At 33.3% G+C, this 20,118-nt stretch carries 20 protein-coding genes; 12 read left to right on the forward strand and 8 right to left on the reverse strand.

Annotation, left to right across the window (positions count from 1 at the left end; translation table 11 throughout):
• From ACIQ0D_RS05415 to ACIQ0D_RS05425, 3 genes are all read left to right on the forward strand, one after another.
• Positions 1 to 376, forward strand: a 376-nt coding sequence (locus ACIQ0D_RS05415; RefSeq protein WP_395803541.1) for a 7-carboxy-7-deazaguanine synthase QueE, incomplete at its 5' end; no start/stop codon positions are given.
• A gap of 96 nt (positions 377 to 472) precedes the next feature.
• Positions 473 to 2,383, forward strand: coding sequence for an OmpA family protein (locus tag ACIQ0D_RS05420; protein ID WP_395803542.1), 1,911 nt, complete (start codon positions 473 to 475; stop codon positions 2,381 to 2,383).
• A gap of 6 nt (positions 2,384 to 2,389) precedes the next feature.
• Positions 2,390 to 2,818 carry a DUF6526 family protein gene (locus ACIQ0D_RS05425; RefSeq protein WP_395803543.1) on the forward strand — a complete coding sequence of 143 codons (429 nt, stop codon included), beginning with the start codon at positions 2,390 to 2,392 and terminating at the stop codon, positions 2,816 to 2,818.
• A 40-nt stretch (positions 2,819 to 2,858) separates the two neighbouring features.
• Here the strand turns inward: ACIQ0D_RS05425 and kdsA are convergent, their stop codons facing one another.
• Together kdsA and recQ are read right to left on the reverse strand one after the other, a co-directional pair.
• A complete protein-coding gene (gene kdsA, locus ACIQ0D_RS05430; protein ID WP_395803544.1) occupies positions 2,859 to 3,671 on the reverse strand; it encodes a 3-deoxy-8-phosphooctulonate synthase in 813 nt (270 codons plus the stop codon).
• Positions 3,671 to 5,857 (reverse strand): DNA helicase RecQ, encoded by a 2,187-nt coding sequence (gene recQ / locus ACIQ0D_RS05435; RefSeq protein ID WP_395803545.1) that lies wholly within the window; start codon positions 5,855 to 5,857, stop codon positions 3,671 to 3,673. The genes kdsA and recQ overlap by 1 nt, the downstream gene beginning before the upstream one ends.
• Before the next feature lie 91 nt (positions 5,858 to 5,948).
• On the opposite strand from recQ, the gene ACIQ0D_RS05440 reads away from it, so the two are divergent.
• Both ACIQ0D_RS05440 and ACIQ0D_RS05445 read left to right on the forward strand, forming a co-directional pair.
• A complete protein-coding gene (locus ACIQ0D_RS05440; RefSeq protein WP_395803546.1) occupies positions 5,949 to 6,914 on the forward strand; it encodes an SIS domain-containing protein in 966 nt (321 codons plus the stop codon).
• Between the two features lie 14 nt (positions 6,915 to 6,928).
• Positions 6,929 to 8,011, forward strand: coding sequence for a mannose-1-phosphate guanylyltransferase (locus tag ACIQ0D_RS05445; RefSeq protein ID WP_395803547.1), 1,083 nt, complete (start codon positions 6,929 to 6,931; stop codon positions 8,009 to 8,011).
• On the opposite strand, the gene rlmB is transcribed toward ACIQ0D_RS05445, so the two are convergent.
• Positions 8,004 to 8,789, reverse strand: a complete 786-nt coding sequence (gene rlmB, locus ACIQ0D_RS05450; RefSeq protein WP_395803548.1) for a 23S rRNA (guanosine(2251)-2'-O)-methyltransferase RlmB — start codon at positions 8,787 to 8,789, stop codon at positions 8,004 to 8,006. The two genes, ACIQ0D_RS05445 and rlmB, sit on opposite strands and share 8 nt — an antisense overlap.
• Before the next feature lie 284 nt (positions 8,790 to 9,073).
• On the opposite strand from rlmB, the gene dnaB reads away from it, so the two are divergent.
• Positions 9,074 to 10,639, forward strand: coding sequence for a replicative DNA helicase (gene dnaB, locus ACIQ0D_RS05455; RefSeq protein WP_395803549.1), 1,566 nt, complete (start codon positions 9,074 to 9,076; stop codon positions 10,637 to 10,639).
• Between the two features lie 20 nt (positions 10,640 to 10,659).
• Here dnaB and chrA read toward each other — a convergent pair whose 3' ends face one another.
• Together chrA and ACIQ0D_RS05465 are read right to left on the reverse strand one after the other, a co-directional pair.
• Positions 10,660 to 11,862: a chromate efflux transporter gene (gene chrA / locus ACIQ0D_RS05460; RefSeq protein WP_395803550.1), complete on the reverse strand. Its 1,203-nt coding sequence runs from the start codon at positions 11,860 to 11,862 to the stop codon at positions 10,660 to 10,662.
• A gap of 5 nt (positions 11,863 to 11,867) precedes the next feature.
• Positions 11,868 to 12,203: a tetratricopeptide repeat protein gene (locus ACIQ0D_RS05465; protein WP_395803551.1), complete on the reverse strand. Its 336-nt coding sequence runs from the start codon at positions 12,201 to 12,203 to the stop codon at positions 11,868 to 11,870.
• Positions 12,204 to 12,248: 45 nt separating this feature from the next.
• Between ACIQ0D_RS05465 and ACIQ0D_RS05470 the strand changes: the two genes are divergently transcribed.
• From ACIQ0D_RS05470 to ACIQ0D_RS05485, 4 genes are all read left to right on the forward strand, one after another.
• Positions 12,249 to 12,986 (forward strand): electron transfer flavoprotein subunit beta/FixA family protein, encoded by a 738-nt coding sequence (locus ACIQ0D_RS05470; RefSeq protein WP_395803552.1) that lies wholly within the window; start codon positions 12,249 to 12,251, stop codon positions 12,984 to 12,986.
• A gap of 46 nt (positions 12,987 to 13,032) precedes the next feature.
• Positions 13,033 to 14,010 (forward strand): electron transfer flavoprotein subunit alpha/FixB family protein, encoded by a 978-nt coding sequence (locus ACIQ0D_RS05475; protein ID WP_395803553.1) that lies wholly within the window; start codon positions 13,033 to 13,035, stop codon positions 14,008 to 14,010.
• Between the two features lie 41 nt (positions 14,011 to 14,051).
• Positions 14,052 to 14,648, forward strand: a complete 597-nt coding sequence (locus ACIQ0D_RS05480) for a bifunctional nuclease domain-containing protein (RefSeq protein WP_395803554.1) — start codon at positions 14,052 to 14,054, stop codon at positions 14,646 to 14,648.
• A gap of 70 nt (positions 14,649 to 14,718) precedes the next feature.
• Positions 14,719 to 15,993: a NupC/NupG family nucleoside CNT transporter gene (locus tag ACIQ0D_RS05485; protein WP_395803555.1), complete on the forward strand. Its 1,275-nt coding sequence runs from the start codon at positions 14,719 to 14,721 to the stop codon at positions 15,991 to 15,993.
• Positions 15,994 to 16,069: 76 nt separating this feature from the next.
• Here ACIQ0D_RS05485 and ACIQ0D_RS05490 read toward each other — a convergent pair whose 3' ends face one another.
• The 3 genes from ACIQ0D_RS05490 to ACIQ0D_RS05500 form a co-directional block, all read right to left on the reverse strand.
• Positions 16,070 to 17,356 (reverse strand): citrate synthase, encoded by a 1,287-nt coding sequence (locus ACIQ0D_RS05490; RefSeq protein ID WP_395803556.1) that lies wholly within the window; start codon positions 17,354 to 17,356, stop codon positions 16,070 to 16,072.
• Between the two features lie 172 nt (positions 17,357 to 17,528).
• Complete coding sequence (locus ACIQ0D_RS05495) at positions 17,529 to 18,068, reverse strand: DUF3347 domain-containing protein (RefSeq protein WP_395803557.1); 540 nt, start codon at positions 18,066 to 18,068, stop codon at positions 17,529 to 17,531.
• 80 nt (positions 18,069 to 18,148) lie between these two features.
• The gene (locus ACIQ0D_RS05500; RefSeq protein ID WP_395803558.1) at positions 18,149 to 18,367 is read right to left on the reverse strand and encodes a VF530 family DNA-binding protein; all 219 of its coding nucleotides are present in this window, start codon (positions 18,365 to 18,367) and stop codon (positions 18,149 to 18,151) included.
• 114 nt (positions 18,368 to 18,481) lie between these two features.
• Between ACIQ0D_RS05500 and ACIQ0D_RS05505 the strand changes: the two genes are divergently transcribed.
• Complete coding sequence (locus tag ACIQ0D_RS05505) at positions 18,482 to 19,429, forward strand: DUF2027 domain-containing protein (RefSeq protein ID WP_395803559.1); 948 nt, start codon at positions 18,482 to 18,484, stop codon at positions 19,427 to 19,429.
• A 144-nt stretch (positions 19,430 to 19,573) separates the two neighbouring features.
• The coding region (locus ACIQ0D_RS05510; protein ID WP_395803560.1) for a GTP-binding protein at positions 19,574 to 20,118 on the forward strand (545 nt) is incomplete at its 3' end.

The raw sequence follows: 20,118 nt of genomic DNA on the forward strand, positions 1-20,118 counted from the left end.
CGAGCCTCTGATATATAATTTAGATTATCTAACCGCTGAACTCCAAAAAAAAGGTATAAAAACTTTTATTGAAACATCTGGAGCATATCCGCTCTCGGGCTCATGGGATTGGATTTGTTTATCCCCAAAAAAATTTAAGTCGCCAAGGCCAGATATTTTACCTTTAGCAGGTGAACTAAAAGTAATTGTGTTTAATAAAAGTGATTTTTTATGGGCCGAAGAGCATGCAGCTCATGTATCAGACAAATGTAAATTGTATTTACAACCTGAGTGGTCAAAAAGTGCTGAAATCACCCCTTTAATAATTGATTACGTAATGCAAAATCCTAAATGGGAAGTATCACTGCAAACGCATAAATATCTTAATATTCCATAATTTGACTATTTTCAAATAATTGTAATTAATAGACTGGTATACATTAACATGATAAATTAGTTTATTTCTATCTTAAAAAGAAAATAAATAAATCCAATGTTTAATAGATTCATTTTTATTATTTGCTTTTTACCCTTAGGGCTGTTTGCTCAAAAGTCAAGCACAACAAGTGTAAAACAGGCACAAAGGTTTTATGATCAAGCTATTAACAGCATAACAAACAATCAAATAGATTTAGCAATTATTGATCTAAAAAAAGCAATTGATTTAGATAATAAATTTTTAGCCGCTTATCAACAATTAGGAGATATCCAAAGAAAATCTGGAAATTACGCTGAAGCTAGAATTAATTATACCAAAATACTTGAAATTGACACCGAATTTTACCCACTCACCCACTTTTATTTAGCAGAATCTGAGTTAAATACTGGAGATTACTCAAAAGCCATAACACATTTTGAAAGTTATTTAAGCTTTCCAGGAATATCTGCTACGAGCAGAGAGAAAACTGAAAAATATTTATTGGATTGTAAATTCAGCTTAAAGGGTATTGAAAAACCAGTTCCATTTGAGCCTAAAAACATAGGTCCAGCAATTAATACCGCAGAAGATGAATATCTCCCTGTTATTACAGCAGATGAAGAAACTATCATTTTTACTCGTCAGGCAAATAATAATGAGGATTTTTATACCAGTAAGAGGTCAAATGAAATATGGGATAAAGCTTCTTATTTAAGTAATACGATAAACACTCCCGACTATAATGAAGGTGCGCAAAACATATCTCCTGATGGAAAATACCTATTTTTCACAGCATGCAACCGCCCAGAAGGTTTAGGGAGATGTGATATTTATCTTTCAAAAAAAGAGGGCAATAATTGGAGTGAACCCTTTAATATTGGAGAACCAATAAATACTTCTGGATGGGAATCTCAACCTTCAATTAGTGCTGATGGCAAAACTTTATATTTTGTAAGTACTCGCAAAGGAGGTTTTGGGGGATATGATATTTGGAGTGCCGAGTTAAATACAGATGGTAGTTGGAATTCACCAATAAACTTAGGACCAAATATCAATACCAAATACGATGAAATTTCACCTTTTATTCATCCAGATGATGAAAGTCTCTATTTTTCATCAAACGGATGGCCAGGCTTTGGCAATAAAGACTTATTTATAAGTAGAAAAATCATAACCGCCGAAAACAAAACGGATTGGTCAAGACCAATAAATTTAGGTTATCCAATAAATACACACAATGAAGAAAGTGGCTTGAGTATAAGTCATGATGGAGAAAAAGCCTATTTTTCAAGCAAGAAACAAGGTGGTTTTGGAAAATTAGACATTTATTATTTTGAACTTCCTCAAGAACTAAGACCTAGAAATGTAAGCTATGTAAAGGGTAAGGTGTTTGATAAAATTAATAATCTTGAACTCAATGCACATATTCAGATAAAGGATTTAAGTACAGGAAAGACGGTTTATGATGATTTTACTGAATTGGAAGTTGGTGTATTCTTAGCTAGCCTTGTGAATGGTAAAAATTATGGATTAACGGTTAAAAGAGAGGGATATTTATTTTATTCGCATAATTTTTTACTGAATAATAAAGAAAAAAATGAAGTATATCTGCTTGAAATACCCTTACAAAAAATTGAAATTGGCAAAATTGTAATCCTCAATAATATATTTTTTAATACTAATAAATTTGACCTTTTACCTGAATCAAAAATTGAACTAGAACAAATAGTTCAGTTTTTAAATGAATATCCCGCTTTAAATATTGAAATTGCCGGCCATACCGATGATATTGGAGAAGATGAAACTAATCTAATGCTATCTAAAAACAGAGCTAAAACGGTCTTTGAATATCTAATTAATCAAAATATTCGACCAAATAGATTAAGCTTTAAGGGTTATGGAGAGACTAATCCAATTTCCGACAATAAAACAGAGGACGGACGTAAACTGAATAGACGAACTGAATTTAAAATCACAAATAAATAAATAAATATGAATCAAAACTACCAAAACCATGCACGCCTAGTTACAGGCTTTCACAAAGTATTAGGTCCATTATTACTCCTAGGATTTATAGGATCACTTTTTAATCTTTATAAATCATTTGGCAATGACACACTTTATTCAGCAAGTTTAATTACTCTACTTTTTCTTAGCGGCATTATTCTATTTTGGTACACACGATCTTTTCCACTTAAGGCACAAGATAGAGCAATCCGTAGTGAAGAAAATTTTAGATTTTATCTATTAACAGGAAAAGCACTGCCAAGTGATTTAAGTATGGGACAAATTGTGGCATTAAGATTTGCACCAGACGAAGAGTTACCTACATTAGTTGAAAAGGCAGTTTCAGAAAAACTAGATTCAAAATCAATTAAACAAGCTATAAAAAACTGGAAACCAGATTATTATAGAGTTTAAAAAAATAGCCCCCCTTAAATTAAGGAGGCTAAAATTAGAATCAGGAAATAGCTTTCCTGATTCTAATTAATTTAATCATCAAATCTTCGAGTAAATCAAGATGAAGCATATTGGCTCCATCAGATTTTGCGTTAGCAGGATCAGGATGAGTTTCAATAAATAAACCATCAGAACCCACTGCAATAGCAGCCTTTGCAATTGTTTCAATAAGTGCTGGCTTACCACCAGTAACTCCACTTGCTTGATTTGGTTGTTGTAAAGAATGGGTACAATCCATAACTACAGGAACACCAAAACTTCTCATTTCAGGAATTCCTCTGTAATCAACAATGATATCTTGATACCCAAATGTATTTCCACGATCTGTTAAAATTACATTGGGGTTTCCTGATTCTTGAATTTTCTCTACTGCAAACTTCATTGAACCTGCAGAAAGAAATTGACCTTTTTTAACATTAATTGTTTTTCCAGTTTTAGCAGCAGCAACCAATAAATCGGTTTGCCTACATAAAAAAGCAGGAATTTGTAAAACATCAACATATTCGGCTGCAATGGCTGCTTCGTGACTTTCGTGAATATCAGTAACTGTAGGAACACCAAACTCTTTACTAACTTTATTAAGTATTTGAAGTGCTTTTTCGTCTCCAATTCCAGTAAATGAGTCCAATCTAGAACGATTTGCCTTACGATAAGAACCCTTAAATATTAATGGAATTTCAAGCTTATCACTTATTTTAACAATTTTTTCAGCGATTTTGAGAGCGATATCTTCACCTTCAATAACGCAGGGTCCGGCCATTAAGAAAAAATTTCCGGACTCAGTATGTTTAATTTGGGGAATATTGGTAATCATTAATTTCCTAGTTCAGATAAAAATTTAATACGCATTAATTGTAATTCTTCGCGAGTATAATCTTCGGGACCGAGCTCTTTAAGTGCATCTTCAATAGAATCAGTTTCAGTTGATCTAAAGTAATCAAACACTTCCTCTTGCCTATCTTCCTCAAGCATTTCATCAATATAATAGTTGAGATTAAGTTTCGTACCCGAATTAACAATAGTTTCAAGCTCCTTTAAAATTTCATCGAACGAAATACCTTTAGCAGAAGCAATATCCTCCAGCGATATTTGACGATCAATATTTTGAATGATAGAAACCTTTAAAGCTGATTTATTAGCAGCACTTTTTATGATTAAATCTACAGGGCGATCGATATCATTATCATCCACATACTTTTTAATCAAATCTATGAAAGGCGGTCCGAATTTCATGGCCTTTCCAGAACCAACACCTTGAATTTGCTTTAATTCATCAATTGAAACAGGATAATGAGTACACATTTCATCCAGTGAAGGATCTTGAAAAATTACAAAAGGAGGTAAATTCTTTTGTTTGGCGATTTTTTTTCTCAAATCCTTCAACATTTGAAGCAATTGAGCATCTAATGCACCTCCTTGATGATGAGATTCTTCAACTTCATCTTCGGCCTCATCCATTAAATAATTAAGAATAAACTTAAGAGAATGAGAATTTTCAATAAATGCAATCCCCGACTTAGTTAATTTAAGAAGGCCATAATTATCAATATCCTTAAAAACATAATTGTTCAAGACCATTTGGCGCATCAAAGATTTCCATAGGATTTCTCCATCTTCTTTACCGGAGCCAAAAACAGGCAATTTACTATGCTCATAGGAGCTAATTTGAGGGGTTTCAATACCCAACATGACATTAATAATATGTTGGTCATCAAATTTCTCTCCTAAATCTCTAATAAGCGTCAATGCTTTAATTAAAGGAGCCTCTGCATCGAAATAAGTCTTAGGATGGCGACAATTATCACACATATTATCACATCCAGTTTCATTGAAATTCTCACCGAAATAATGAAGAATTTGTTTTCGCCTGCAGACAGATGATTCGGCATAATCAATAACCTCTTTCAATATCTGAGTACCTATTTCTCTTTCAGAAACAGGCTTATCTTTCATGAATTTGGTCAGTTTTTCAATATCTTTTTCCGAATAAAATGCTACACAAATACCTTCACCACCATCACGTCCGGCACGACCTGTTTCCTGATAATACCCCTCCATACTTTTTGGAATATCATGATGAATCACATATCGAACATCCGGTTTATCTATTCCCATACCAAAAGCTATGGTTGCAACAATAACATCCACATCTTCCATCAAGAAATTGTCTTGGGTCTCTGCGCGCGTCTTAGGATCAAGTCCCGCATGATAGGGCAAAGCTTTAATTCCATTCAGTTTTAACGCTTCAGCCACTTCTTCTACCTTTTTACGACTCAAGCAATAAACTATTCCAGACTTCCCTGAGTTTTGCTTAGCATACCTTACAATCTCTTTAATTGCGTTACGCTTTGCACGTACCTCATAAAATAAATTTGGTCGATTAAAAGATGATTTAAAAAGTACTGCATTATTCATTTGCAGATTTTTTTGAATATCCTGTTGTACTTTAGGTGTAGCTGTTGCTGTAAGTGCAATAATTGGAATATTATCTCCAATATTATCTATTACTTGCCTTATTCTTCGATATTCAGGTCTAAAATCATGCCCCCATTCAGAAATACAATGTGCCTCATCAACGGCAACAAAAGAAATCGAGATACCTCTTAAAAAATCAATGTTTTCTTGCTTAGTTAAAGATTCCGGAGCAACGTATAATAATTTGGTCTCGCCACTTGTTACATCTTCCTTTACCTTGGTAATTTCAGACTTATTAAGTGAGGAATTTAAGAAGTGAGCAATACTATCAGTCCCACCAAATGCCCTCAACTGATCCACTTGATTCTTCATCAAAGCGATCAATGGTGAAATAACTATGGCAGTCCCCTCACTCATTAATGCTGGCAATTGATAACAAATGGATTTCCCTCCACCTGTTGGCATAATTACAAAGGTATCTTTGTTTTGAAGTATACTGGTTATAATGGCTTCCTGATCACCTTTAAAGTTATCAAAGCCAAAAAAATTCTGTAAATTATCGAATAACGATTTGTTTATTTCCATTATTTAATTGGAAAAAATTGAAAATAGGTCATAATAATATTCAAAATAACATATTTTTGCGGTAAATTATATAATTATTAAAAAAAATCATTTGAAAAATAAGATTGAAATATTGGAAATAGCACGAAAGACGCTTCAAATTGAAGCGGATGGCATAAATCGAATTTCAACACAATTGAACGATGATTTTTCAGAAATAGTACAACAAATTTTGTACCTAAAAGCCAGAGTGATATTAACTGGCATAGGAAAAAGTGCAATAATAGCGCAAAAAATTGTGGCTACATTCAATTCTACAGGTACACCAGCTATATTCATGCACGCTGCAGATGCAATACACGGCGATTTAGGCATGATTCAACAAAATGATCTAGTAATTTGTATTTCAAAAAGTGGCAATACCCCCGAAATTAAGGTTTTAGTGCCATTATTGAAACAAGGCGGAAATAAACTTGTCGCAATGGCAGGTGATAAAAACTCATTTTTGGCTAAAGAAGCTGATTGGTTACTTGATACGTCTGTTGATATAGAAGCATGCCCACATAATCTAGCCCCTACAACAAGTACCACTGCACAATTGGCTATGGGTGACGCTTTGGCAGTTTGTTTGCTTGAATGTCGCGAATTCAGTAGTTCAGATTTTGCTAAATATCATCCTGGAGGGTCTTTAGGAAAACGTTTATATTTAACAGTTGGAACATTGGCCTCACAAAATGAGAAACCATTTGTTAATTCATCTGCAACTGTAAAAGAGGTGATAATTGAAATTACGAGAAATAGACTTGGCGCTGTGGCCGTAGTGGACGAAGGGATATTGAGAGGAATTATTACCGATGGTGATATTCGAAGAATGTTGAATAATAATCTAAATATTGATGGTTTAACAGCAGCTAACATCATGACAACATCTCCAAAATATATAGATAAGAACGAACTTGCCATTAACGCTCTTGAAATTCTTCGCGTTAATAATATCTCTCAAATACTTGTAGGTTCTGAAAGTAGTTTTGAGGGATTCATACACCTTCATGATCTTTTGAAAGAAGGTATAATTTAAGATTTAGAGCAAATATGAAAAATCATTACGTCCTAATAATGGCAGGTGGCATTGGAAGTAGATTCTGGCCATTAAGTCGTACCTCTCACCCCAAACAATTTATTGATATTTTGGGAACAGGAAAAACACTAATACAACAAACATTTGATCGTTTTTTAAATATTGTTCCTAAAGAAAATATATTCATTTTAACAAATGAAACTTATGTAAGTCTTGTGATGGAGCAACTTCCTGGTATTGATCAATCACAAATTCTTGCAGAACCAATTATGCGTAATACAGCACCTTGTATTGCATATGGTAGTCATAAAATTCGAAAAATAAATCCGAATGCGGCAATTGTAGTGTCACCTTCCGACCATTTAATTTTGGATCCTGAAGAATTTACTCGCTGTATTAAAAAATCACTAGATACAGCATTAAATAACGACTGTTTAATTACTCTTGGCATAAAACCATCAAGGCCAGACACTGGTTATGGTTATATTCAATACAATAATTCTAAAATTGGCGAAGATTTTTTTAAAGTAAAAACATTTACAGAAAAGCCAAATCTAGAAATCGCTAAAACATTCGTCCAAAGTGGAGATTTTCTATGGAATGCAGGTATTTTTGTTTGGTCTGTTAAAAATATCCTAAATTCTTTTGAAGCTCATCTTCCTGAGATGAACGATATTTTTAAAGAAGGAGAAAACTTGTACAATACCTCTCAAGAATCAGAATTTGTACAATCAGCATTTTCACAATGCACAAATATTTCTATTGATTATGGAATCATGGAAAAAGCTGACAATGTGTATGTTTTACCAGCTGAATTTGGTTGGTCTGATCTTGGTACATGGGCATCAATTTATGATTTATCTGAAAAGGATTATGTTGGAAATGCTGTAATACCTTCCGAAAGGGTAATCATGTACGATTCCTCTAATTGTATGGTCAATGTTTCAAAAGATAAATTACTTGTACTTCAGGGACTTCATGATTTTATTGTGGTTGAAGAAAATAACACCATTTTAATCTGCCCTAGAGATAAGGAGCAAGAAATAAAGCAAATAGTTGCTGATGTAAAGCAGAGATTTGGTGCTGAATTTATTTAGTAGCTAGCTTTTGCCTAACAGCTTCATACAATAGAATACCAGCTGAGACTGAAACATTCAGAGATTCAATTTCACCAAACATAGGAATCTTAGCAAGATGATCTGAAATTCGAATTAATTCAGTTGAAATACCATTTTCTTCTGAGCCCATAATTATGGTTGTTGGAACAGTATAATCTGGCTGGTAAAGAAAGTCGTTAGTTTTTTCGGTACATGCAACTAATTGCAAGCCAGATTCTTGCAAAAATTTAGCTGTTTTAAACAAACTTTCATGACGACAAACAGGAATTTTATAAAGTGCGCCTGCAGATGTCTTAATTGCATCTGGGTTAATTTGAGCTGAACCTTTAGCAGGAACTATAATTGCATGAACACCGGCACATTCTGCTGTTCTAGCAATAGCTCCAAAATTTCGAACATCTGTAATACCATCAAGTATCAAAATTAAAGGAACCTCTCCCCTTTCATAAATCAAGGGAATTATATTTTCTATTTTATCATAACTGATTGGAGATATAAAAGCTATTGCACCCTGATGGTTTTTAGTAGTTAAGCGATTAAGTTTTTCAACTGGAACCAATTGAAAACCAATTTCTTGATCTTTCAGCAAGGCACGCAATTCAAGTATAATACCACCGGTTAATCCTCTTTGCAAGAACAAATTCTCTATTTCTTTTCCACTTTTAATAGCCTCAATAATAGCACGAATTCCAAATACCATTTGGTTAGACTCGTGGACTTCATGCTCACGTTTTCTTTTAAAGGGGCTACCGTTCATTTTATGATTTTATTTATTGGCGAAGGTAGATATAATTTCCATTTTCAAATAAAATAGTATGATAATTAGCAGGTGGTTTTGGATTATTAACATGAAAAAAAATTATTAACACTCAATTTAAGGTACTTTAAAGACAGTTTATTGAAGATATTAACATATTTTTTTGTTTTAATGTTTATAAAATAGTCGAAAATTTCAGTCAATTAACAAGAAATAAATCAATCCATATTTTTGTGTGAAAAACTTAAACAATTGGACTCCATTTTTTATATACTTTTGTTATTATGAGTTTAGGTCAGGAACAAGAATATAATAAAGGCACAAAGGGTACATTTTCTGCTGATCGCAGAAATAAATTGACTACTATGGCTAGTGGATTAGGCAAACTTCCACCACAAGCCATAGATCTAGAGGAAGCAGTTCTTGGTGCATTAATGTTGGAAAAAGATGCTTTATCAGCTGTAATTGATATTTTAAATCCAGCAGTATTTTACAAGGATAGTCATCAAAAAATATTTGAAGCTATTCAGTTTTTATTTCAAAAGTCATCACCCATTGATATCCTAACTGTAACAGCTCAATTAAGACAACAGGGTGATTTAGAAATGATTGGAGGTGCATATTATATCACCGAACTTACCAATCGCGTGGCATCTGCAGCAAATATTGAATATCATGCCCGTATAATTTCGCAGAAATTTATTCAACGTGAACTGATTAGAATTTCTACAGAAATTATCAGTAAATCATATGAAGATACAACCGATATTTTCGATCTTCTAGATCATGCAGAGAAAAATTTATTTGATATAGCACAAAACAATTTACGCAGAGATTCTAGAAAAATGGATGAAATCATCCGTGAATCCTTGGATAATCTCGAAAAAATAAAAGATAAAGTTGATGGATTAACTGGTGTTGCTTCTGGTTTTACTGCTCTAGATAGAATAACCTCTGGATGGCAACCCTCTGATCTAGTAATTATTGCTGCAAGACCAGCAATGGGTAAAACAGCCTTTGTTTTGAGTTGTGCTAGAAATGCAGCTGTTCAGTTTAATAAGCCTGTAGTATTCTTTTCATTGGAGATGTCATCAGTTCAGCTTGTTAATCGTCTTATTTCTGGAGAAACAGAAATTGAACAAGAAAAAATTAGAAAAGGACATTTGGCTGAATGGGAATGGCAGCAACTTCATTCCAAAATCGGCAAATTAACGGAAGCTCCCCTATTTATAGATGATACACCAGCCTTAAATATTTTTGAATTTAGGGCTAAATGTAGGCGTTTGAAGGCTCAATACGATATTCAAATGATTATCATCGATTACTTACAATTGATGCATGGAAAAAGCGATGGAAAAGGTGGCAACCGTGAACAAGAAATTGGTAGTATTTCAAGAGCATTAAAATCTGTAGCTAAAGAATTAAACGTACCGGTTATTGCTCTATCACAATTAAGCCGTGCAGTAGAAAACCGTCCTGGAGGAAGTAAAAAGCCTATGCTTTCCGATTTGAGGGAATCTGGATCAATTGAACAAGATGCTGATATGGTATTATTCCTTTATCGTCCTGAGTATTACGGTTTAACTGAAGATGAAGAAGGGCGTTCAACAATAGGAATTGGTGAAGTAATTATTGCAAAACATAGAAACGGAGAAACTGGTACAGTACCACTTCGATTTGTAGGTAAATTTGTAAAATTTGTTGATTTAGAAGAAGATTTTAGTAGCCCCTCTGGTGCTACCCCTAATCCATTTGCTGGCATTTCCCCTTCTAATGAATTTGAGAAGCCTAATAACTTTATAATTAGACCATCTCGAATGGATGATATGCAGGATGAAGATCTATTTTAATCAATAAGAACCACAAAAAATTATATAAAAATCCCTAAAAGAACTCCTGCAAGGATTAATAGAGGGGTTTTTATCTTTGTAAATTGCAATAAGAGGATAGTTATAATTACTAGTCCAATAGATTGAAAATCTACACCTACCGGTTTAAGTAACAGAAAAAAAGCTGCTACCATGAAGCCAACTGAAACAGCATTAATTCCTGATAATGAATTTTTTATACGTGTAATCTTCTTTAAATCATTCCAAAAAGGTACAATAAAAAGAATTAGAATTAAACCTGGTAAATTTATTCCCAAAACGGCAATAAAACTTCCCATTATTTGACCGTAAAAACTATAACCCGCATTTTTCAGGGTCATTCCTCCTACAAAAGATGTAAATGAAAATGTAGGCCCTGGTAAAGCTTGCTGAAAGGCATAACCAGATAAAAACTGATTGGAGTCTAAATAGCCTTTCATTTCAACAAATTCAGTATACATAAATGGAACAAGTACCTGTCCGCCACCAAAAATCATAATCCCATTACGATAAAAATTTTCAAACAAACGAATGGGTAAACTGAATGGAGATGTTCGATTAATTAATGCACCTAAGGCCGCAAATAATAAAAGAACGCCGATAAAATAAGCTATTTTGCGCGGATTTATATTTGAAAATAGCTTAAATCTAAGACTATTCTCTTCTGCAGCTGTTTGAATAGTAGAAGAAACTATTCCTCCAACTAAAATTAGAATTGGGAAGGCATAAGCATTTCTTAAAATTAAAGTCGCAAATAAGGAACCTATGGCTAACCAAATAGCAGTATGTGATTTTAATACCACGTGAGAAAATGAAAAAGCAGCATATCCAACAATTCCTACTGCAATAGGTTGAATATATTCTAATACTTTATCGAATTTTTCCTTTTGACCTAAAATCGTATAACTCAAAACAGCTAAGCACATTAATGCAGTTGAAGGAAGTATCCAAATAAAAAAAGTAATTAAAGCCAAAGGTAATCCACCCACTTTGTAAGCAATACCAACTAAAGTTTGAGTTGAGGAAGGACCAGGAAGTATTTGCGTTAGTGCGTTAAGTTCAAGCAATTCATTTTCAGAGATATATTGCCTTTTTTTGACAAAGTTTTTAAGCATCATGCCCAAATGAGCTTGTGCCCCACCAAAGGCGGTTAATGTAAACCAAATCACATCATAAATAAATATCAACTGCCGTTTGGTCCACATTTTATTTAATCGTCTTCGTAATCTAAACCTACAGCAGAATTGTAAACTGCTTGTAACTCCGAAAAAGCGTGATTATCACCAGCTTTTCTAGCAATTTGCATACCTTTTTGATAAATAAGAATAGCTTCAGGCTTTCTTTCTAAACGTTCATACAATTTTCCGGCATGATAATAAGTGCCAACATAATCAGAATGTTGTGTCATTAAATCATCATAATAAAACAATGCTTTCTCTAAATCATTCTGACTTAAATATTCGGTTGCTATTGCATACTTTAAAAAAGGGTCCGTAGGCTCATTTTCAAGAAAACTCAAAAGCTTTTGTAAACGTATATGATGCATCGTATTATATCTTTTTTAAGTAGATTTGTAAAAAGAGAAATCTATATGAAAATATTAGTTTGTATAAGTAACGTACCCGATACAACAGCAAAAATAAGTTTTAACGGTGATAATACACAATTCAATACTACGGGTATTCAATATATATTAAATCCATACGATGAAATTGCTTTAGCAAGAGCTATAGAATTGGCCGAAAACGGTAAAGGGACAGTAACAGTGATTCATGTTGGAGATATAAACTCAGAGCCAACAATCAGAAAAGCTCTAGCCATTGGTGCTGACGATGCAGTACGTGTAAACTCAGCTCCTAGAGACGCTTATTTTGTTTCATGTCAAATTGCAAACTATGCAAAAGATAAAGGATTCGATTTAATCTTAACTGGGCGTGAATCAATAGACTATAATGGCTCGCAAATTGCTGCGATGTTAGGAGAATTATTAAACATTCCTTCCATCTCGATTGTTAAAAAAATAGAGACTGACGGGAACAAAGCAAGTGTGCTTAGAGAAATTGAAGGTGGTAAGGAAATTTTGCAAGTTTCATTCCCATTTGTAGCTAGTTGTGCTGAGGGTGTGGCAGAGCCCAAAATACCGAATATGCGAGGTATCATGTCGGCAAGAACAAAAGTTCTTGAAGTGATTGATGCAGTAGAGGTAGAAGAATTAGTAAAATTCACTTCCTATTCAGTTCCTGCTGCAAGAGGTGCAGTTAACATGCTTTTAGATAGCGAAGTAGAAAAACTTGTTAATCTGTTGCACTCAGAAGCAAAAGTTATTTAATAAATCATCAGTTTTAAATCCCAATAAAAGGGCTAAACTTAAAAATATGTCGGTTTTAGTATACGTTGAGAATGCAAGTGGTAAATTTAAGAAATCCACATTTGAAGTAGTTTCATATGCTGCAGCAGTATCAAAGCAGTTAAATACAGAATTAATCGCCATCTCAATTGGAGATGTTGACCAATCTGATTTAAATAAACTTGGAAATTTTGGTGCTAAGAAAGTGTTAAATGTCAGCAATGATCAATTAAAAACTTTTGTAAACCAAGCTTATGCATCCATTATTGCAGCAGGTGCAAAAAAAGAAGATGCTACAATTGTGGTTCTATCAAATTCTTTTACTGGAAAAGGCCTTTCGCCACGTGTTGCGGTAAAATTGGGTGCGGGACTTGTTGATGCTGCAGTAGAGCTTCCAAAAATCGAAAATAATGTACTCAGCGTTAAAAAAACAGCGTTTTCTGGAAAAGCTTTTGCAACAGTTGAATTAACATCAGCAATAAAAGTGATTGCATTAAATCCAAATTCTTATCAGATTAATGAAACTAATGATGTAGCTGTAGTCGAAAATTTTGCTCCTGAATTGAAAGATTCAGATTTTGGAACAATGGTTTCTGAAATTGTGAGAGCTAGTGATAAAATTGCTCTACCAGATGCCGAATTAGTCGTTTCTGCTGGTCGTGGCATGAAAGGTCCTGAAAATTGGGCTATGATTGAGGAGCTCGCAAAAACACTTGGAGCAGCAACAGCATGTTCAAAACCTATTTCTGATGCTGGTTGGAGACCACATGAAGAACACGTTGGCCAAACAGGTATAGCAGTAAGTCCGAATTTATACATTGCCATTGGAATTTCTGGTGCCATTCAACATCTAGCAGGTGTAAGCTCTTCAAAAACTATTGTTGTAATAAATAAGGATCCTGAAGCACCATTTTTCAAAGTGGCTGATTATGGTATTGTTGGTGATGCATTTGAGGTTGTTCCGAGATTAATTGATGCTGTTAAAGCTTATAAGGCGCATTCTTAAAACATTTTTTTGTTTTAATTCATAACAATTGAGGCTTTTTTATGAAGAAGATTAAACTAGATATTGTAGGCTTATCTTACAGTCAGACTCAATCTGGTGCATATGCATTGGTATTAGGAGAAGTGCACGGACGAAGAAGGTTGCCTATAATAATAGGAAGTTTCGAAGCTCAAGCAATAGCCATAGAAATTGAGAAAATGACTCCTAGTAGACCTTTAACTCACGATCTTTTTAAATCATTAGCAGAAAACTATCATTTAAATATCCAGGAAGTAATAATCTATAATCTTGTTGATGGAATATTTTATGCCAAATTAATCTGTTCAGATGGCAAAAAAACAAGTGAGATTGATGCTAGAACGTCTGATGCAATAGCTTTAGCTGTGCGTTTTGACTGTCCCATTTATACCTATGAGTTTATTTTAGCTAGTGCAGGAATTGTAATTGAAGGAAATGATTTCGTTTTTCTTGAAAATTTAGAAGTGCCAAAAGAAGAAAAAGTAGCAAGTACTACTTTAAATTATAATGCACTCTCCGAAGATGAATTAAAAAACAAATTAAAAGAGGCCCTTTCTGAAGAGGCTTATGAAAAAGCTGCCAACATTCGTGATGAACTTTCAAGAAGAAAATCTTCATGATTTTTCGAATAATTCATTATTTATAAATCTTATTCCTAAATTTCACGATTAATTCAGTTTTATTCATTCTATGGAAAGATTTACAGGTCTTATTGGCGTTTTTTTAATTTTTGGTATCGCTTTTTTAATGTCTAACAACAGAAAAGCGATTAATTATAGGTTAGTTCTTTCTGGAATAGCTATACAATTAGCACTTGCAATTTTTATCCTTAAAGTTCCAATTGGAAAAGCAATCTTTGCTTGGCTAGGTGCTGCAGTGACTAAAATCCTTAATTTCTCACAAAAAGGTGCAGAATTTGTATTTGGACCCCTAGTTAATTCTGTTAACATGGGTAAAGCTTTCGGAGCTGGAAATGAGTTTATCTTTTTCTTCAATATTATACCCACCATAATATTTGTTGCGGTTTTAGTGAGTGTAGCCTATTATTTAGGAATTATGCAAAGGATTGTGAAATTCATCGCTATGATTGTTTATAAGCTTATGGGTGTGTCTGGATCAGAAGCCTTATCAAACGTTGCCAGCGCCTTTGTTGGTCAGGTAGAAGCTCAAATCATGATAAAACCTTATTTAAAAGGTATGACCATGTCTGAACTTTTAGCATCTATGACCGGAAGTATGGCCTGTATTGCTGGTGGGGTAATGGCAGTATACATTGCAATGGGTGTACCTGCAGAATATTTAATAGCTGCAAGTTTAATGGCTGCTCCAGCTGCTCTTGTTATATCTAAAATTGTTTGGCCTGAAACTGAGATTTCAGAAACAAAAGGAAGAGTATCATTAGAAATTAAAAAAACAAATGCTAATCTAGTAGATGCAATATCACATGGTGCAAGTGATGGATTAAAGGTTGGTTTAAATGTAGTAGCCATGCTTATTGGATTTATTGCAATAATTGCTTTGGTCGATTTTGTATTAGGAAAAATAGGTTTGGGATTAAGTAGTTTAGGCCTTTCACTTTCATTTATAGGAATTAATTTACAGACCCTAAGTCTAAACCAAATTTTAGGATCATTATTCTCTGTTTTTGCTTATGCAATGGGAGTTCCAGGAAAAGATATTCAGGTGGCTGGTTCTTTAATGGGAACTAAAATGGTTATAAACGAATTTGTAGCCTATCTAGATTTGGTAAAAATCAAGGAAACACTTGATCAAAAAACAATACTAATAACCAGTTTCGCATTATGTGGTTTTGCTAATTTTAGTTCAATAGCTATACAAGTTGGCGGTATTGGAGAACTTTCTCCAGAAAGAAGAACAGACCTTGCTAAACTAGGTATGAGAGCATTAATTTGTGGTACACTTGCCTCCTATTTATCAGCAACGATTGCTGGCATTTTGATGTAAATATCATTTTATTAAAATATTTAAACAAAAAAAATCCGGTGAAAATTATCACCGGATTTTTTTTGGATTTAATTAACTAGCGTTTTGCTAAATCAACATATTCGCGAACTACCTCACCAGTAAATATCTGTCTAGGACGTCCAATTGGTTCTTTATTTTCACGCATTTCTTTCCACTGTGCAATCCATCCCGGTAAACGACCTAGAGCGAAAAGTACAGTAAACATATCAGTAGGGAAACCTAAAGCACGATAAATAATACCAGAATAGAAGTCAACATTTGGATATAGCTTACGCTCCACAAAATATGGATCATTTAAGGCTGCTTCCTCTAATTTCTTAGCAATATCTAAAACAGGATCATTAATACCTAATTTATCAAGAATATCATCACAAGCCTTTTTAATAATTTTGGCACGTGGATCAAAGTTTTTATAAACACGGTGACCGAATCCCATTAAACGGAAACTGTCATTTTTATCTTTTGCTTTGTTTATCCACTTATCAGTATCGCCACCATCATTCTTAATTTGCTCAAGCATTTCGATAACTGCCTGATTAGCACCACCATGTAAAGGACCCCAAAGTGCTGAAATACCTGCCGATATAGAGGCATATAAATTACAATCTGAAGAACCAACAATACGTACCGTTGAAGTAGAACAATTTTGTTCATGATCCGCATGTAGAATAAACAATACGTTCATCGCTTTGACAATTACAGGATCAATTTGAATCTCTTCAGTACGCTGACCGAAAGTCATGTTTAAGAAATTACTTACATAATCAAGCTTGTTTTGAGGATAGATAATTGGATGCCCTAAAGATTTTTTATAAATCCAAGAAACTACTGTTGTCATCTTGGCAAGTAGTTTTATAATGGTTTGGTTTAACTCCTCGGCTGATTGCTTAGAATTTAAAGATTCAGGATAAAAAGATGATAATGAGCAAATTAAAGAAGACAATTGCCCCATTGGGTGTGATTTCGATGGAAAACCATCAAAAAACTTCTTCATATCCTCATGAATCAAGGTATGTCTCGAAATATCAGATTGAAAAGAATCTAACTGGCTTTGAGTTGGAAGATTACCATAAATTAATAAATAAGCAACTTCAATGAAAGTAGATTTTTCAGCTAATTCCTCAATTCCATAGCCTCTATACTTTAATATTCCCTCTTCGCCATCTAAGTAGGTGATTGCACTTTTTGTTGCACCTGTGTTTTTATAACCAGAATCAAGGGTTATAAAACCACTTACATCTCGTAATTTTGAAATATCAATGGCCTTTTCGCCTTCAGTACCAGTTATTATTGGTAATTCGTAAGTTTTTTCTCCTATTTGTAAGGATGCTGATTCCGACATAGTATTATAAAATGGTTATTAGACAAAACTAATAAATAAGCTCATTTAAGAGCTATTTTTCATGCAATGAATTGCAATATTTTTGTTAAAAAATCAAATAATAAGATAATTGATTGAAAATCCTCAAAATCATACTTTTAAATGAAACTGATTTTTAGAAATTTCTAAAAAATTATTTTTTCTCAATGGTTTCCTTCACTTCCCCACAGTTAAGCATTTCATCACCATAATAAGGATTTCTTATTTCAGTTTCTGATGCTAACCAATAGCCACCTTCTCCTTCATTTGCCATTGGGCAATATTGAACAAACATGCTTCCTGAAGCAATTTCAGCCTTTTTAAACATATTAATCAATTCATTACTTAAGCTAGTAAACAGGATTCTCTGTTTAGATAATGAACTTTCATTTGCTATATCACTAGCTAATTTAGCAGTGTTTTCAGATCCAGAAACTTTCGCTAGACTACTGGCAAGTTCTTTAGCTGCAGTTTGAGTTTGAAGTGAATCAGATAATACTAAAACATCCTTCAATTTTAAATATTGATCATATGCTAAATCGATATTTGCATCTGACAACTCTATTTCAACTGGCTTAGAAACGTTAATAGAATCGCTTTGCGTTGTTTCCTGTTCTTGCTTTTCAGCTTGATTACAAGCAGCAAAAACAAAAAGAAAGGAAAGAGCGGGAACAAATATTTTTATCTTATTCATGATTAATAATTTGGTTATTCAAATATCATTATTTTAAGCCAATTTGAGGAAGAAAAAATCCTATATGAGATTAATTTGACCTAATTAATTTGATTCTTAATAGTCTTAACATAAAGATCCTCTACTTTTTTACGTGCCCAATCAGTCTTTCTTAAAAATTTTAAGCTTGAGTTAATACTTGGATTGTCTGTAAAACAATTAATACGAATGAAAGAACCCAATTTTTCCCAGCCGTAAAAGTCAACCAAATAGATTAAAATCGCTTCTAGCGTTATACCATGTAGTGGATCTGAACTCATAAATAAATTTTGTTTTACAAATGTATCATGATCAGCATAAAAATAAACAATAATCGAATAAAGATTTAAAGGCAGCTTATTTTAATAGATTTGTATGCAATAATAATTTCAGCAATGATAAAATATAAATTAGGTGAGTTTGTTCGATTTGTAAACGAGCGTAGAGAGGGAATAATAACACGAATTATTGATGAAGAAACTATTGCTGTTACTGATGATGACGGATTTGAAATACCTGTTCTTGCAAGTCAGGTTACTCGTGTTCATGGGAAAAGTGATGTAGTTGATATCGAAGAAATTAAAAAAGATGTCTTAAATCAAAGCAATAAATTTATCTCAACAGGCTTATTTCTTGCCATTACAGATGATAAACGCGTTGGCTCAGTAGTATATTTTTATCTTGTAAATACGAGTTCTTGGGAAGTGTTATTCACTTTAAACACAGAAAAAAACCAAGAATATAATGGAGAATGCTCTGGAATACTGAAAGGCAATTCAAGCATTCAAATCTTTTCAGCGTCTTTAAACGAGCTAGATTTATGGCCTAAATTTCATATCCAATGCCTATTTTACAGCAATGGAAAACATGAATTTCAAAAACCCCTACTCTATTCTGATAAATTTAAGGCAAAAGATTTTTCAGGAGTAAAAAAGCATCAAAGTATATTGGCTAAAGACGCATGGATTATTCAATTAGACTCTCAAACTCCTTTAATTGACCCTCAAAAACTGAAAGAAAGCTTTTTTAGAGGAAGTGATGAAAAAATTGAAATCCAAAATCCAGGCAAAGAAATTGATCTTCATATCGAAAAACTAAGAGATGATTTTCACTTTTTAAGCAATTCTGAAATATTAAACATTCAGACAGATCACTTTAAAAAGTGTTTAGATGCTGCCATTGTACACAAACTACAATCAATAATTTTTATTCACGGAACAGGTAATGGAACTTTAAGGACAGAGCTGCACAAGTTTATCTCTAAACATCCCCAAGTAAAAACCTACATGGATGCTAGAAAAGAAAAATTTGGTTATGGCGCAACTGAGGTGTTTTTTAAATAATAAAAACCTTGTTTTTGAAGGTTTTTAATGCTTTAAAGCGATTTAAATCAAAATTCACTACCTTTGCACGCTATTTAGGAGACTGAAAAGTCTGATTATTAAAAATTTCTATTCATTCAAATAAAATCCGACGTTCCGAATATTATGTTCAACCTTGAAATTGAAAAAAGAAAAACATTTGCAATTATTTCTCACCCAGATGCTGGTAAAACTACATTGACAGAGAAATTCTTGCTGTTTGGAGGTGCAATTAATACTGCTGGGACAGTAAAACGGAATAAGGCCAATCAGAGTAGCACTTCAGATTTCATGGAAATTGAAAAGCAAAGAGGAATTTCTGTGGCTACCTCAGTTATGGGATTTGAATATAATGGGAAAAGAATTAATATTTTAGATACACCAGGCCATAAGGACTTTGCAGAAGATACTTACCGGACTTTATCTGCCGTTGATAGTGTTATTTTAGTTGTAGATAGCGTGAAGGGAGTTGAGGAACAAACGCAAAAACTGATGGACGTTTGTCGTATGCGGAACACTCCCGTAATCATTTTCATCAACAAACTTGACCGTGAAGGTAAAGATACATTTGACCTACTCGATGAACTTGAAAACAACTTAAACATTAGTGTATGCCCTCTTTCTTGGCCAATTGGACAAGGTCATAATTTTAAAGGTGTATATAATATTTA

Origin of the sequence: Daejeonella sp. (assembly GCF_044342615.1) — a bacterium.
Lineage (GTDB): Bacteria > Bacteroidota > Bacteroidia > Sphingobacteriales > Sphingobacteriaceae > Daejeonella.